The following is a 15,438-nucleotide window of genomic DNA, read 5'->3' as shown; positions in this document are numbered from 1 at the left end:
TCAACTTCGCCGACTTCATGTGAGGTGAAAATCATTATGTCCCATGGCTCACTATAGGTAACTATGGTCACGACGATCCAGCTCCAACCGGAGACGAAGTCCCGTCTGGACGACATGAAGATCCACCCCCGAGAGACCTACGACGAGACGTTGAACCGTCTTCTGGACATGGCATATGACCCCGAACCCTTGAGCGAAGAAACCTTGAAAAAGATTGAGGAGGGTATCGCAGACATACGGGCCGGTCGCGGTCGTCCTTTTGAAGAGGTTGTCCGGGAACGGGGCCTTGAATGATCTGGCGACTGATCATCCTGCCCGGTGCTGAGCGAGAATTCGACAAGATCCCAGACCCTGATGCCCAGCGGATTAAAGATGAACTCTATGCTCTGGCAGATGAACCCCACCCTCAGTCCCACGTTAAAAAACTGAAAGGGCACCAGAGCAGTCCGGTGTATTCTCTTCGGGTGGGTCAGTATCGTGTAATTCTCAGCATCGACGGCGATATCATGGTTATCTTCGTGATTGAGATCGGAAACCGGAGTAAAATCTACCGGAAGTACTGACTCGCCGGCAAAGACCGAAATCTATTTTCTGTGACTTTCCCCCGAGATGGACAAAAAGACAAAAAAAGATACTGTTTTCTATTCTCGTGGCGAGAATATGGTGTGTATCCCTCCCTGAAGTTCATCAACCACCTCGTCGAGGAGGAGGCCATGACTGTTACCTATGACCCGGCCAGCGACGAGGGTCTTGTCATCTACAACCTCTCCCTCATACGCGCCGGGGACTTCGAACCTGTCCTCGGTGTCATGAAAGAGGTGTTCCGGGCAGGGATCAGCCCGAGCGGCCTTGTCAGGTTTTATCAGGCCGGCGAGCATATCGGCGAGTATACCATACCCGAAGGGAGGGTCGGGATCTGCACGGTCTGCTCCACCACCATTGATGGTGTGATGATCAAGCGCGGTGCACCCATCCACCCGATTGGCGGCGGCGTCGTGGAGATCGAACGAGGCGTGCCCAGGCGCTTCACCGACATGATCCTGTACGATGCCACGACCATCGACCCCCTTGAGGTGCTTGTCTCCCAGGAGATCACCGACATCACCGGGGTGATCAGGCAGGGGCGGGGGAGCGTCCTTGCCAACTTGCGGGAGTGCCATATGGAAGCCGAACCTGTGGTCGCTGCGGTCATTGAAGACCTGGAGCAGAGTCTGGTCGCCGGTGTCCTCGATGTCTCGGCGCCGAACGCCCCGATCCTGGGTTTCGGGTGTTCACCTCAGTATTTCGGGATCTCCATCCTCGGTGGCACCAATGTGATGGCCGCCGTGAAGGAGGCCGGGTATGAGGTCGAGATCAACTCCCTGAGCGGTCTCATCGACGTTGGAGACCTCGTGCCGATCTACTCGCTCTGAAAAAAGTATTAATCTATTTTTTCTCGCCGAAACCGTGGATCAGGTCCCAGTACCGGGAGAAGAACCGGACAAAGCCTTCGGCCTCGGAGAAGAGGGCGGTCGGCGCTTCTCCGTGCGACCCCATCGCTACCATGACCTTTGTGCCATCCACAAAGAGCATCCCTGCCCTCTCACCCATCTTCCCTTTTTCATGCCAGACCGGTGGCACCGTGGTTGTGACCGTGACGCCCTCCGGGACTGCTCCTTCCCAGTGTTCGGCGATCACGTCGATACGTATCTCTCCCGCTCTCTCTTCCAGGGCCTCTCTCAGGTCCTTGAGGAGGGCCCAGTTCCCCATGATCCTGATCTCATTCCCGGCCTGGTAGATAAGGTCGCGCAGGCGACTGGTGATATTGGCATCGCCGAGGATGTTCCAGATCAGTTCCTGGTCCCCCCCTTCGATACAGGTCCGGTCTTTCCAGAGTTCTCCGAGAACGTCCTTTGCATAGGTCGCCTTCTCCTCGATCTCGCGCAGCAGGGTGTTGATGGCGTTGTCGGGCGGGGTGGCCGAGAAGCGTTTGGGCGTCGTGTGCGAGACCGTGACCATGTTCTTCTGGAGGAGGCGGTCGAGGACGGGGTACACCGATGCGCGTGGCACTCCGGAGAGTTCGTGGATCTCGGTCGCCGTTGCCTTTGTCACCTGGAGGAGGGCGACATAGACGAGTGCTTCATATTTGGTGAGCCCGAGGGTCTTGAGTGCTTCAGCAACACTCCGGGCATATTCCGGTGAGGTGGGCATGACACCATATATTTATAGGGTGGGCAGATAAATGTTGTTACAACAAAAACAACACGGTGCATGTACATGGATATCCGGAAATTCTGTATTCTGGGTCTGGTCCTTGCGGCGCTCACTGCTCCCGCCCTTGCGGGGACGGAGTTCCTCTATGGCAGTCCCGAAATGTCTGCGGCCATCTCAGGTACGAACATGTTTGTACCTGGTACCGAGGTACCGGTCACGGTGATCATCTCGAACAGCGGTACGAACTCGGTCATGGTAACTGACCCGAAGACGATTACTCCTCAGGACCCTCCGAACCTTGCAAAGCTCGTCAATGCCGGACTTTCGGCCGGGGACGCACCGGTGGAGATCAGGTCTGACGCCCAGCAGATCGGGGACATCCCGGGCGGCGTGAGCAAACCAGTCACCTTCCTGGTGAAGTTCGACAAGGACGCCCCGGCGGGCACATATGATCTCCCCCTGACCCTGAAGTACCAATACGTCGACTGGACTGAACAGGACGGCGGGAATCTCCTGCGGACAGGATACCTCAACAAGAAAGTGGTCCTTCCCCTGGCGGTCACGGTCAGGTCCAATGTCAACCTTGAGGTGGACGGTGTCTCGACAGACCATATCAATGTTGGAACCGAGGGTTACCTCACCCTGACACTCAGGAACGCGGGCTTCGAGCATGCACAGAAAGCAGTCGCGAAACTCGCCCGTGACGGTGCGAGTCCCCTGATCCCGACCGATGGGAACGTGTATATCGGCGACTTCAAGCCCGGCGACGTCGTCAACTGCACCTTCAAGGTCTCGGCCTCCAGCGACGCCGAGGCACAGTCCTATCCTGTTGATGTGCTGGTCGAGTACGAGAAGAGCAACGGCGAGAAGGAGACTTCGGACACCGAAATCGTCGGCGTGCCTGTCGGCGGGAAGATCGACTTCGCAATCGTCTCCTCCGCGTCGAGCGTGCACCCCGGTCAGAAGGCGACGATCGACGTCACCTACAAGAACATCGGTTCGGCGACCGCCTACAATGCCCAGGCACGGATCAGCGCCGTCGACCCCTTCACCTCCAATGACGACACCGCCTATCTCGGCGACCTCGAACCCGGCCAGACTGCGGTCGCCCACTACACGGTGAGCGTGGACAAAGAGGCTACAGTGAAGCAGTACGGCCTCGACTCCGAGATCCGGTACCGCGACGCCCTTGACAACAGCCAGATCTCCGACACGATGAAGATGACCGTGACCGTCGTGAAGCCCGATCCCCTGGTAGGGGCCCTCACGAACCCGATCATCATTGCAGTCATCATCGCCGTCCTGATCGGGGCGGGGTATTATATATACAGACGGCGCACATCCGAGTGATGTATTCCTGGGACGGACCGCTGCCAGAAGCCCATGTCAGGACCATTGCCGACATGGTCAAAGTTCTGGCGGCACCTGAAGCCGTGGGCGAAGACCCCGACCGCCCTCTCTATTTTATGTACCGGGACCTTGCAAAGACCCCGGAAGACCGTTCATGGCTCTCCTCCCATGCCCTGCGGTATGACATGACCGTGATCCCGGCAGGTCATGTCGGCCATGAGTTCGTCAAGACGAAAGGGCACTTTCACCCTGCAAACCCTGCCGGCACCGGGTATCCCGAGGTCTATGAGGTCCTTGCCGGAAAGGCACACTTCCTCCTCCAGACGCGTGACGCCTCTGATGTCATGCTCGTGGAGGCGGTGGCCGGGGACGTCGTGGTGATCCCGCCGGGATATGGCCATGTAACGATCAACCCCGGCGCTGACGACCTCGCCCTTGCAAACATCGTCTCGACCGCCTTTGAGAGCGACTACACACAATATGTGGCGATGCAGGGCGCCGCCTACTACGAGATGGCTGACGGTTCCCTGGTGAAAAACCCGAGATACCGGAAAGCGGCACTGCTTCGGCTTGCTGTGCCCGCCCCGGTCGAGGCATTCTGCACTGCCCATGGCACGTCCTTGTACTCCCTTGTCGGGCACGGGACCTGCCTCGGGTACCTCAACAGTCCCGAGGGGTACGCCCCTGAGTTCACCGGATGCCTGCGAGATTTGGCGGTGCGGACCGTTTGTGCCCGGACGCCCTGACTCTTTTTAGCACCAGTTCTTCAATCTCTGTTTCAGGGTCTGTCCACCCTTTCTTTTCGAGTGTCTGCAGGGCTGCATCGATCTCGGTGTACGTCGCCCCGAGTTCCCCTTCGTCAGTCTGGCCCGGCCAGAGACCTGCCGACGGTGCTTTTTCGATGATATGCTCTGGCAGGTGCATCTCTCTCGCCACAGCGAAGACCTCTGTCTTGTACAGGTGGAGAATGGGCTGGATGTCGGCGGCGGCGTCGCCGTGTTTGGTGGAGTAGCCGAGCAGGTACTCGGTCCGGTTCGAGGTGCCGCAGACCATCAGGTTCTCTCTGTTTGCGACTGCATAGAGGATTGCCATCCTCGTCCTCGCCATCAGGTTGCCGGTGAGGTACGGCGTGGCGGTGAGATCAGGGTATTCCCGCCTGTAGGTCTCCATCAGCGGTTCGATCGAGACCACGCGGTGCTCGATCCCGAGGGCCCGGCAGAGTTCCGCAGCGTCCGTCAGGTCGTCGGGCCGTGTTACCGCAGTTGGGAGGGAGATACCGACGACGTGCTCAGGCCCTATTGCACGGGCGGCGAAGGCCGCCGCCACGGCCGAGTCCACGCCTCCACTGACACCGACAACGATCCCTTTTGCCCCGGCGCTCCATATTGCGTGGCGGATCATCTGGTCCACCGCTTCCATGACGCATCCAATCTCTTTTTGCATGATATTCACCTGTTATACTGTTTTGATAAATCTCCTGAGTGCATCTGCGTTGCCGACGGCGATGATAGCGTCGCCCGGTCTGATCTTCTCCGTGCCTTCCGGTGCGACAACCACCCTGCCTCCTCCCTCGATCCCGGCGATCCGTACCCCGCACTGCCTTTCCACGCGGCCGACCGTGACCTGTGCCGTCTTCATTGCCCGGCGCATTACCACCTTCTGGCCGTCGGGGAGGTCGAGGAGGATACGCGCCGATTCTGCAAGGATGATCCCGGCGATCGCCTGACCCCCGATCGTCGGGAGGAGGGTGACGAAGTCGGCGCCTGCAAGATAAAGTTTGTCCACTGATGCCGGTTCATTTGCCCGTGCAAGGATCCTGATGCCGGGGTTGAGGTTTCGTGCCATCAGGGTGGTGAAGATGGTCGTGTCGTCGTTGTTGAGGGCGACGACGCAGGTCGTTGCGTCCTCGATATGGGCCTCTTTCAGCACGTCTTCGTCTTCTGCCTTCCCGACGACGTCTGCTGCCGGGTCTTTTCTGTCGATGACGATCGTGGCAGTTCCCGCCGCGGCGAGTTCGTGGCCAGTCGCCCTGCCGACATCCCCGAAGCCTGCGATGATCACGACCTCCTCCTCGGTGCCTTCCCCCGCAAAAACCTCCTCCGATGCCCGCCCGACGCCGTCGGCCGTGCCGAGGAGGACGAGCATCGTCGAGACGTCGAGTCTATCCCCGCCGTCCGGGAAGGCAACGAAGTGTCCGCCTTTCCAGAAGAAAAGCGCAGACGTACTGTACTTCTCCGGGAGAGCCAGTTCGGCGAGGGTCCGCCCGGCGGCGTGGGACCCGGCAATGATCGGGATGCTGACCAGGGTCAGACCGGCCGGTCCCTCCTCTCCATACCCTTCAGAGTCCAGGATCGTCTCTCCCGGTCTCCATGCGGCCGCGTGGCGCCCCAGGATCTTTCCTGCCGTATTCTTGGGGGAGAGGACGTACTCGGCCCCGGCGTACCTGAGGTAACGGTCATAGGCGGGGTTGTCGACGACGGCGATGATACGTGCCCGCGTCATTTCCCTGATGCCGAGTATGATCGAGGCGGCGACCCCTTCGCGTTCGCAGACGACAACGGTGTCAGCGTCTTCGATGGAGGCGTTTTTCCAGGTGGCGGTCCTGGCGTAGTCGCCCCGCACCACCCATGCATCCCTCCCGAAACGCTTCTGGAAATACTTCGCCCGTTCATTCTGCTCCTCGACGATGACGATGGGGAGGTCGGCGATGGTGAGGCTCTCGATGAGGGACCTGATCATCTCACTGGTGCCGACGATGACTATGTGGCCTTTCAACGGTGATGGGAGGGTGTCAGGGGGATCGGCCCTGAGACGTTCTGAGATCGCCGGGGTGAGGAGGAGGGGGATGAACATGAAGATGAGGAAGACCCCGCTTGTGATCATCAGGATGGCGAGGAGGCTCGTGTAGCCGCTCTGGAAGGGGAGGAGGTCGCCGTAACCGACTGTGGTGATGGTCTCGACGACAAAGAGGGCGGCCTCTTCCCATGTGAGGGTCCGCCCTTCCCAGAGGGGAAAGACATGCCGTACGATCACGGTGAAGACGATCAGATAGGCCGCAAGGAGGCCGAAGTAGAGGACGATCCGGGCCCGCGGCAGGGCCATGACCTGCCGCCAGAGGGTGCCCGGCCTCCTCATCGCACCCCCCCATGATCCCTGCACAGGCTGGAGAGTCCGTCCTTCAGGTTCTTCAGGGCGAAATTCGTCGCCGGGTGACGGGCGGTGTAGTCGTCGAGGAGGGTGCGTACATCGACCCTGATCCCGCCTGTGGCCACCACAGGCGCCTCCGCGACATGGTCCAGGGTGAGGCGTGCATAGAGAACGACCTCCTCTGCCGGTATGATCGAGAAGGGTGCGATCTGCGGGACAGAAGATGTTCCCGTCTCCTGTGGCCCGGCCAGGCGGTCGGCATCGCCTTCAAGGGCGGTCGCGAGCACGTCCAGGGCGACGTCGTCGAGAGTCGTCCCGACGGCGATCTTCGTCGCCCCGAGGTCGTGTGCGGCCCGATCCAGTTCTCCCTCTCCCGCCTCGTGGCAGGGGACACCGAGACCTCCTGCGACCTGTCTGGCGGCCCCGCCCCCGGTGGTCGTGACAAGGGCGAGGAGCGTGATGTCGGGCCGCTTCCCGAAGACCTTCACCAGGAAACCGAGAAGGGCGGCCGACGCCGGGTCCCCCTGAAGGACGACGCCGATGACGTCCCCGGTGGCAAGCCAGTGCTGCCGCCTGATCTCGCGTTTCGCTTTCGCCTCCACGTCGGCGATGAAGTGATCCCGGCAGAGTCTGAGCCCTGAATAGCGCTGGAAGATGATACCCTCCCTCCTGCACTTTGAACATTTCATTGCCCTGACCCAATCAACTTTTATCCCGCTACCTGATATAATCTGTAGTATTCATGCCAGTTTCTCCAGAGCGCGTCAGGGCGCTTCATAAATACGACCTTCGCGTCCTCCTGTCCCTCGAGCGGCTCATGCAGCGGTACGAGTGGGTGCCCCTGGACGCCCTGAAGGCTTCGACAAAGTTGTCTGACTCGGAACTTGAATATCGCCTCCAGCGCCTCATCGAGTGGAACATGGTCCGCTACGACGCCGTCCCGTATCCGGGCTATGCCCTGATCTTCGGGGGATACGACACCATCGCCCTCCACACCCTCACGAAGAAGGGGACGATCACGGCTCTCGGCGGTCTCATTGGCGTCGGAAAGGAGTCAGAGGTCTACGAGGGCCTCGGCCTCGGCCCGGTCGTCCTGAAGTTCCACCATGTAGGGCAGCAGTCTTTCCAGGGGGTGCGGAAAGAGCGGGGCTATATGCCGGAGTCAGGGCACTGTCCCTGGATCTTCGCCTCGGCATGCTCGGCCGAGCAGGAGTTTACCGCTCTCCAGCGCCTGTCTCCTGATGTCTCGGTGCCTCTGCCGATTGACCGCTCCCGTCATGTCGTCGTGATGTCGCAGATCCCTGGGGTGAACCTCAACCGGTGCACCCTTGATGAGCCGCGGGCCGTCCTCGACGAGATCCTGGAAAATGCGGGGCGTGCCTATGCAAAGGGGATCATCCACGGCGACCTCTCCGAGTACAATGTGATGGTCGACGACAGTCATGTCTGGATCATCGACTGGCCCCAGTGGGTCGGGACTGACCACCCGAATGCCGACGCCATCCTGCGGCGCGATATCGAGAACGTGCTCAGGTTTTTCAGGAAGAAGTACAGGATAGACTATCCCACCGAGGAGGCGGTGGGAGTGGTGGTCAGGTGAAGGTCTTCGGGATCGACGTCATCAAAGGTTCGGTGCGGTCCAGGACCCGGCGGCCGCTGTATGCCCTGGTTGTCCTCGAAGACGGGACAGTTTCTTCGACGTTGCAGGTGACTGCGTTCAGGCTCTCGCGGCTCATCGCCGCGGAGGAGCCCGATATCCTCGCCACGGACTCGGTTCAGGAACTCGCTCCTGACCAGCACGACCTCGTCGCCTTCATGCAAACACTCCCGACACAGACCGTGCTCGTGCAGGTGACGGGCGGCGAGAGGAAGGAGACCCTCCAGAAAGTGGCGACCAGGTACAATATCGTGGCCGAGAAGACCGATCCCTTCGCCGAGGCCGGTGCGGCGGCGCGGATCGCCTATCTCGGCGGCGGCGCTGAAGTGGTCGCCTTCGAGAACACGACGGAGATCGTCGTCTCCCGCCACCGCTCTCCCGGAAGGGGTGGGTGGAGCCAGAACAGGTACGTGCGCAAGATGCACGGTGCGGTGCGGGAGAAGGCCCGCGAGGTGGAGGGTCACCTCGTCGCCGCAGGTCTGCGCTACGAGAAGAGCGAACGCCTCGCATTCGGCGGGTTCTCCCGCGTGGACTTCACGGTCTATGCGCCGCGGGGTGCGATCCCGGTCAGGGCCTATACCGGCGCCGACGCACAGGTGCGGGTCGAGGGGAAGAAACTCGACCGGATCCGGTACCGCCCCCTCACGAGAAAGAGGCGATACATTATCGTCGGGATCGACCCCGGCACGACGACCGGCATCGGGGCGGTGAACCTCGACGGGGAGGTGGTGGACATCTACTCCTCCCGCCAGATGGGGCCGTCCGAGATCATCGAGCACCTCACTGGCGTGGGCAAACCCCTGGTCATTGCCTCGGACGTCACGCCGATGCCCGACGCCGTGGAGAAGGTGCGGCGGGCCTTCAACGCCATTGCATACGTGCCCCCGCAGGACCGGAGCGTGGAGGGGAAGGTCGAAATGACGGCCGGGACCGGGTATGCAAACCCTCACGAGAGGGACGCCCTATCCGCAGCCCTGGACGCCTACAGGTCGAGCAAGAACAAGTTCCTGAATATCGCAAAGAGGGTGCCTCCGGGTTTCGACCTGGACGAGGTGCGGGCCGGTGTCCTGCGGGGCCGCTCGATCGAGGCGGTGCTCGCCGACCTCTCCGGCCGCCCGGCCGCACCCGAGGAGAAACCGCCAGCAGGGGAGACCCCCGCGGTGCTGGAGAGGGACGAACGCGATGAGCGCCTGCTCCAACTTGAAAGGACGGCAAAGCGCCTGAAGGAGTTTGTGCAGGAACTGGAAGAGGGTTTTTCTGAGAAGGACGGGGAGATCGCACGTCTGAAGAGGCAGATCAGGAGGGAGAGGTCTGAGCGCGGCCGTGAACTCCAGAGGGACACCGAGATCACAAAGAGGGACGCGATCATAAAGAACCTCAGAAAACTCCTCCGGAAGGAGGAGAAGAGGAACAAAAGCCTGATGAAACGGATCGAGCAGATGAAGAGGGTGGAGGAACTCCAGGTCGGCGAGGGGCAGGTGCCGGTGAAGGTGATCGCCTCCCTCACCCACGACGCCTTCGGCGGGCTTGTGGCCGATCTCGGGATCGATGAGGGCGACGTGATCTCGGTCGGGACGACAGGTGGATGGGGCCGGAGCGTGGTGCGGGAGGTGGCGACCATGCAGGTGGCGGCGGTGGTGGTGCCAGGCGCCTCGATCGAGGAGCAGGACCAGCACCTCGTTGCCGCCGCCCTTGCGGTCTCTCTCCCCCTTGTCCCGGCCTCCGCGATCGGGCTTGTCGTGCAGGGGAAGATCGGGGTGGCGGATGAGGGGCGTTTTGCGGCGGCCCTGGAAAAGTGGAATGCCCGTGTTGCGGAGCACGAGAAGAAGAAGAAAGAGGCGATGCTCACCCAGGTCTTCAAGGAGTACAGGACCGAGAGGGAAAAGGAGGTGCGGAAACATGGATGAACGTGCGCTGATCAGGGCCGTATCCTCTCTCCTCCCTGAGGGAGCGACAGCAGACGACTGTGCGGTGCTCCCGCACGGGGGAGAGTGCCTGGTCCTCTCGACTGACATGCTCCACGAGACGACAGACTTCCCTGCCGGTATGACGGACGCCGAGATCGGGTGGATGGCGGCGGCGGTGACGATCTCCGATATCGCGGCGATGGGGGCGCGGCCTCTCGCCCTCCTCCTTGCCACCGGCCTCGACCGTCCTGAACGCCTTGCCGGGATCACGGAGGGGGCGGCACGCTGCTGCCGCACCTATGGTGCCTCTCTCGTCGGCGGCGACACCGACGCCCACACGGAATTGACTCTCGTCTCCACAGGCCTCGGCACGGCGGAGACGGTGGTCGGACGGCGGGGCGCCGCTCCCGGTGACCTCATCTGCGTCACCGGGTACCTCGGCGGGGCGCAGGCGGCGCTCTCGGGATACGATGATTTCTGGCAGAGGCTCATCGCCCCGCAACCCCGCGTCGCCGCGGGGATCGCCCTCAATACCGCGGGGGCGACGGCGATGATGGACATCTCGGACGGGCTTGCTATGTCCCTCCACGACATGCTCGGGGTGAACGAGTGCGGGTACGCGGTGGAGACGGCCCGCCTCCCCCTCCCTGCGGGTGTCCCTGAGGATGAGGGCCGGGAGTTCGCACTCTATGGCGGCGGCGACTTTGAACTCCTCTTCACCATCCCGGCCGGGAATTTCCCGGTGGAGGGCGTGGAGGCGACGGCCATCGGCCGGGTCGTGGCGGAGCACGGGGTGTGGGCCGACGGGGTGCCCCTCCCTCCACGGGGCTATATGCACAGGTGGGCGGAAGAGGGAGAATAGATTCTACAAACGGGAAAGGGTTATCCTCCTCCCTCTCCCATGCTGATCAGATGTACGTCCTCCCGAGAGCGACACTTCTGGCTCTTTTTGCGGCAGTCCTTGCCGGTCTTGCCGCCGGCACTATTGTACGGGGCATCTGGCACGACCAGGTCCTCGCCGTCCTGGCCTCGGCCGCTGCGATCGTCCTTGCCGACGCTGCGATCACCCGCCTGATGCGGCGGTTCGGGATCGCGACAGGGGAATGAAAAAGAGGGGGGTGTTCAGATCCCGATGTCGATCCCGCCGACGCCGCCACCTGAGGAGTTGTTGGGCAGGAAGGGCATGAGGGAGGAGGCGAGTTTCGCGATGTCCATCGACTGGAGGACGACCTTGCCCGGCCCTGTAAGGGTGGTCAGGAAGAGTCCTTCGCCGCCGAAGAAGACTGTCTTCACGCCGCCGGCAAGTTCGATGGAGTATTCAACGGTTGCGTCGAAACCGACCACAAGACCGGTCTCCACCCGCACCGTCTCGCCCGCCGCGAGGTCCATCACGATGGTATCGCCGCAGCAGTGGAGGAAGGCCCTGCCATTTCCGTGGATGCGCTGAAGGATGAAACCCTCGCCGCCGAAGAACCCCGACCGCAGTTTCTTCGTGAAGGCGATGTCCAGGTCGACGCCCTCCTCGGAGCAGAGGAAGGCATCCTTCTGGGCGATGAACTCATTCCCGTTCACGTCCACGGGAAAGATCCGGCCCGGCACGTTCCCGGCGAAGGAGACGAAGCCTTCGCGGTTCTGGGGGGTGAAGGTGGTGAGGAAGATGCTCTCACTGGTGAGCATCCTCTTGAGTCCGCCGAAGAGACCGCCCTTCAGGTGGGAGTCCATCTGCATGTTCCCGCTCATGTTGACCATGGCGCCGGCCTCGGCATTGATCTTCTCGCCAGGGGAGAGGGTGAGTTTCACCATCTGGAGGTTGTCCCCGATGATCTCGTATTTCATGATCTCTCCAGATCTTTAGAAGAGAAACTTATCAGGTTTCGCATTTTCTGGGCGGGAAATTCCTGTCCTCTCTCCACGTGCGACATTGGTCTGTCCCTTCATGACAGATGATGGGCATGTCTGCCTTTTCAGCGTCATTGTCCTGTGTATCTACGCACTGCTTTCCTGCTTTTTCATGGACTGAGAGATGGCGAATGATTTTTTTTCTTTAATGGCACTTCAGATTATCTCTCTTTTTTTTCTTTTTGATCAAGTTCTATTCTTATTTTATCGGATATTCTTTCTCGTAGATCATAACCGGCTGCTATTTATCCTATTTTATCCTACGTCAGGGAATCACACTGAAGATGAGATCCATGACTCCCCGACAACAATATCTTACGATACTGCTCGTCTGTGTGGGGCTTGCCCTTTCCGGCATACCCGGTGCGGCCGCACTCATTGACACGGCTTCCCTCCTCTCTCCAGATGATCGGGGAACTTTCCCCGGTGCAGGCGACTCCCTGGTCGGCGGCGCCGACATTGGCCTGGAGACCGCGCCCCTGGACCCGGCATTCGTCCGGTACCTGGAGGAGCAGGAGACGGCCCCGGCAAACGACATTGTGCTCCTCTGCGCAGCCGCCCCGGAGAACGAGTCCTTCCCCCCTCTGGACGGTCTTGTCCCCTCGCCCGTCACCCTCGTCTGGTCGGGCGATCAGGTCGCCGCTCTCTCCGCCCCCCCCTCTGAGTCTTATTTCAACCTCGCCAAGGAGGGCCGCGTCACGCCTGTGAAGGACCAGGGGGAGTGCGGATCCTGCTGGACCTTCGCCTCTCTCGGGTCCCTGGAGTCCGCACTCCTCACCGACGGTCTGGGTGCGTGGGACCTCTCTGAGAACAACCTGAAGAACACACATGGCTTCGACCGGGGGCCCTGTAGCGGTGGCAACCCCTTCATGGCGACAGCGTATCTCACCCGGTGGGCGGGGCCGGTGGATGAGGAGGATGATCCCTATGAACTACTCCTGCCGTTGAACGACTCCCCCGCAGGTCTTGCGCCGGTGATGCATGTCCAGAACGTCACCTTCCTCCCGCCGCGGTCGGGCCCCCTCGACAACGACCTGATCAAGGCGACGATCAGGGAGGAAGGTGGCCTCTATACCTCTTTCCAGGTGAACCGCTCCTGCTTTGGGCCGAACGCGATCACCTACTACCTGCCCGAGAACAGCACCGCAAAGATCGACGGCGGCCACGCCGTCCTCCTCGTTGGCTGGAACGACACCTATCCGGCGGCGAACTTCAGGGAGACCCCGCCCGGTCCCGGCGCCTTCATCGCCAAAAACTCCTGGGGCACCTCGGTCGGGGACAATGGCTACTTCTACATCTCATACTATGACCGATATTTCGGGCGCTTCCAGAACCCCGCGGCGGAATATATCAGCAGCGGTCGGGCCGCGGCAGTGCTCTTCACCGGTGAACCGGTCGGCACCTACGACCATCTCTACCAGTACGACCCCCTCGGATGGATCTACAGCGTCGGTTACGGCACCTCGAAACCGGCGTACGGAGCGAACGTCTTCACCGCGGAGCGCTACGAAGACCTCCATGCGGTGAGTTTCTATACGCGCGAACCCGGCACGGCGTACGAGGTCGTGGTCGATCTCATGCAGGATGGTCTTGTCCGCCGTGCATACGTCGCAGACGGGACGATGGCGCTCCCCGGCTACCACACCCTCCCCCTCGACACGCCGGTGCCTCTTGTCCCGGGCGATAAATTCTCGGTGACCCTCAAACTCGTCGCCCCGACAGATCCCTACCCCCTCGCCCTGGAATGCCCGATCGAGCATTATTCGAGCAACGCCACCGCAGCACCCGGCCAGAGTTATGTGAGAACCGACGGTGAAGAATGGGAAGACCTGACCCTGACTGATGGATTCTCCAACACCAACCTCTGCATCAAGGCCTTCACGCGCGACCCCCTCAGCGTACCTGAGGACTATGCCACCATCCAGGAGGCCGTCGACGCCGTACTGCCAGGTGGGATGGTCCTCATCGGAGACGGGGTCTATAACGAGAACGTCGTCGTCGATCACCCCGTCACCCTCGCAGGGAGCGCCGCCGCCGTCATCGACGGCAACGGCGGGACCCCACTCACCCTGACCGGGTCGGACATCACAGTCCGCGGCCTCACTCTCACCGACGGGGACGATGGCGTCCTGGTCACCGGCGAGAACACGACACTCATGGACATGACCGTCACCGGTTGCAACGGTGACGGCATCGCTCTTGAGGGTGCGTCGAAGACCCTCATCGTCCGGACAGACGTCCGCGGCGCAGGGCACGCAGGTCTCCGCGTCAATGATACCGCGCGGGTCGGCGTGGCCCTCTCCTCTCTCTCAGAGAACGGTGGATGCGGCGTCAACGTCTCCCGGTCCGCCGCCGTCTGGTTTGTCGGCGTGAACGCCACCGGCAACGCGGGGGACGGGATCTCTCTCGCCTCCCTGGACTCCTTTGTGGTGGCGAATTGTGTCGCCACGGGGAATGCCGGACTGGGCCTTGCCCTCGATGGCGTGAGGGACGGCGAGGTGTTCGAGACAGCGATGTCCGGAAACGGATGGGACCTCCGCCTCGTTCCCTTCCCGGGATATGAGAGCACGGTCGTGGTGGACGAGACGAACACCATCGGCGGCAGACCCGTCTATGTCTGGACCGGACAGGAGGACGCGGCCGTGCCCGCGGACGCCGGCATGGTGTACCTCTTCGGGTGCCGGAACATCACCGCGGAGGACCTCACCCTCTCCGGCGCTTATGTCGGCCTCACCGTCTTCAACTCCACCGACGTCACCGTCAGGAATGTCACGGCCACCGGCAATTATGCAGGGGCGATCTGCAAGGACTCGGACGACCTCCTCATCGATGCCTCCGCCTTCATGGGCAATGAGTATTCCGGGCTCTCCTGTTTCGGCTGTACGGCGTCCACCGTCACAGGTTCGCTCATCGCCGACAATGGGGTGGGTGCGTTCCTTTTCGCCGCGACTCCGGGGGATACGGTCCTCTGGCACAACACCTTCCGGAACAACACCCTCGGCCACCTCCCCGCCGGGAACACAGTCTCCCTCAATGCTCCCGCGCCGGTCTCGTACCGGTATAACGGCACCTACTTCAAACATGCCCTCGGCAACTTCTGGGACGACTATGCCGGCAACGACACCGACGGCGACGGCATTGGCGAGGCGCCGTACTCATTCGAGGGTTTCAACGACACCTGTCCGCTGGTCGCGCCGGCAGACAGGTATGCCCTCTCTGTGCCTCCCCCGCCTGCAGGAGACGGGGGCGACCCCGACTATTCTGTTGATGTTACGGGTGGACTGG

The 15,438-nt window shown here is 61.6% G+C and carries 15 protein-coding genes; 10 read left to right on the top strand and 5 right to left on the bottom strand.

All coding sequences use genetic code 11. The features are described from left to right. Nucleotides 1-63 precede the first annotated feature (63 nt). The 3 genes from Q0520_RS06150 (at nt 64) to Q0520_RS06140 (ending at nt 1,412) form a co-directional block, all read left to right on the top strand. Nucleotides 64-294, top strand: coding sequence for a hypothetical protein (locus Q0520_RS06150; protein WP_298667661.1), 231 nt, complete (start codon nt 64-66; stop codon nt 292-294). Beyond that, entirely contained in the window at nt 291-563 is a 273-nt protein-coding gene (locus Q0520_RS06145) for a type II toxin-antitoxin system RelE/ParE family toxin (RefSeq protein ID WP_298667660.1), read from the top strand. Before Q0520_RS06150 ends, Q0520_RS06145 begins: the two co-directional genes overlap by 4 nt. 102 nt (nt 564-665) lie before the next feature. Further along, nucleotides 666-1,412: a DUF128 domain-containing protein gene (locus Q0520_RS06140; protein ID WP_298667658.1), complete on the top strand. Its 747-nt coding sequence runs from the start codon at nt 666-668 to the stop codon at nt 1,410-1,412. A 13-nt stretch (nt 1,413-1,425) separates the two neighbouring features. Here Q0520_RS06140 and Q0520_RS06135 read toward each other — a convergent pair whose 3' ends face one another. Further along, nucleotides 1,426-2,190 carry a TrmB family transcriptional regulator gene (locus Q0520_RS06135; RefSeq protein WP_298667656.1) on the bottom strand — a complete coding sequence of 255 codons (765 nt, stop codon included), beginning with the start codon at nt 2,188-2,190 and terminating at the stop codon, nt 1,426-1,428. A gap of 66 nt (nt 2,191-2,256) precedes the next feature. Here Q0520_RS06135 and Q0520_RS06130 point away from each other — a divergent pair, with 66 nt between their 5' ends. Together Q0520_RS06130 and Q0520_RS06125 are read left to right on the top strand one after the other, a co-directional pair. Next, nucleotides 2,257-3,543, top strand: a complete 1,287-nt coding sequence (locus Q0520_RS06130; protein WP_298667654.1) for a COG1361 S-layer family protein — start codon at nt 2,257-2,259, stop codon at nt 3,541-3,543. Beyond that, nucleotides 3,543-4,289 carry a glucose-6-phosphate isomerase family protein gene (locus Q0520_RS06125; RefSeq protein WP_298667652.1) on the top strand — a complete coding sequence of 249 codons (747 nt, stop codon included), beginning with the start codon at nt 3,543-3,545 and terminating at the stop codon, nt 4,287-4,289. The genes Q0520_RS06130 and Q0520_RS06125 overlap by 1 nt, the downstream gene beginning before the upstream one ends. Here Q0520_RS06125 and Q0520_RS06120 read toward each other — a convergent pair. From Q0520_RS06120 to Q0520_RS06110, 3 genes are read right to left on the bottom strand one after another with little or no spacing between them, the layout of a single operon-like run. Further along, nucleotides 4,234-4,986: an NAD+ synthase gene (locus tag Q0520_RS06120; RefSeq protein ID WP_298667650.1), complete on the bottom strand. Its 753-nt coding sequence runs from the start codon at nt 4,984-4,986 to the stop codon at nt 4,234-4,236. The two genes, Q0520_RS06125 and Q0520_RS06120, sit on opposite strands and share 56 nt — an antisense overlap. A 12-nt stretch (nt 4,987-4,998) precedes the next feature. Then, entirely contained in the window at nt 4,999-6,678 is a 1,680-nt protein-coding gene (locus Q0520_RS06115) for a TrkA family potassium uptake protein (RefSeq protein WP_298667647.1), read from the bottom strand. Further along, nucleotides 6,675-7,379: a tRNA(Ile)-lysidine synthase gene (locus Q0520_RS06110; RefSeq protein ID WP_298667645.1), complete on the bottom strand. Its 705-nt coding sequence runs from the start codon at nt 7,377-7,379 to the stop codon at nt 6,675-6,677. The genes Q0520_RS06115 and Q0520_RS06110 overlap by 4 nt, the downstream gene beginning before the upstream one ends. A gap of 53 nt (nt 7,380-7,432) precedes the next feature. Here Q0520_RS06110 and Q0520_RS06105 point away from each other — a divergent pair, with 53 nt between their 5' ends. The 4 genes from Q0520_RS06105 to Q0520_RS06090 are packed head-to-tail and all read left to right on the top strand — an operon-like array spanning nt 7,433 to nt 11,361. Continuing rightward, complete coding sequence (locus tag Q0520_RS06105; protein ID WP_298667644.1) at nt 7,433-8,290, top strand: serine/threonine-protein kinase RIO2; 858 nt, start codon at nt 7,433-7,435, stop codon at nt 8,288-8,290. Then, on the top strand, nt 8,287-10,254 hold the full coding sequence (locus Q0520_RS06100) for a DUF460 domain-containing protein (RefSeq protein ID WP_298667643.1): 1,968 nt from the start codon (nt 8,287-8,289) through the stop codon (nt 10,252-10,254). The genes Q0520_RS06105 and Q0520_RS06100 overlap by 4 nt, the downstream gene beginning before the upstream one ends. Next, entirely contained in the window at nt 10,247-11,116 is an 870-nt protein-coding gene (gene thiL / locus Q0520_RS06095; RefSeq protein WP_298667641.1) for a thiamine-phosphate kinase, read from the top strand. Before Q0520_RS06100 ends, thiL begins: the two co-directional genes overlap by 8 nt. A 50-nt stretch (nt 11,117-11,166) precedes the next feature. Then, on the top strand, nt 11,167-11,361 hold the full coding sequence (locus Q0520_RS06090) for a hypothetical protein (protein ID WP_067048500.1): 195 nt from the start codon (nt 11,167-11,169) through the stop codon (nt 11,359-11,361). A gap of 15 nt (nt 11,362-11,376) precedes the next feature. Here Q0520_RS06090 and Q0520_RS06085 read toward each other — a convergent pair whose 3' ends face one another. Beyond that, a complete protein-coding gene (locus tag Q0520_RS06085) occupies nt 11,377-12,090 on the bottom strand; it encodes a TIGR00266 family protein (protein ID WP_298667636.1) in 714 nt (237 codons plus the stop codon). 347 nt (nt 12,091-12,437) lie between these two features. Here Q0520_RS06085 and Q0520_RS06080 point away from each other — a divergent pair. Further along, on the top strand, nt 12,438-15,438 hold a 3,001-nt coding region (locus Q0520_RS06080; RefSeq protein WP_298667633.1), incomplete at its 3' end, for a lectin like domain-containing protein.

It is taken from the genome of uncultured Methanofollis sp. (assembly GCF_937919355.1).
In the GTDB taxonomy this organism is placed as follows: domain Archaea; phylum Halobacteriota; class Methanomicrobia; order Methanomicrobiales; family Methanofollaceae; genus Methanofollis.
This window is presented reverse-complemented; position numbering and strand designations above follow the sequence as displayed.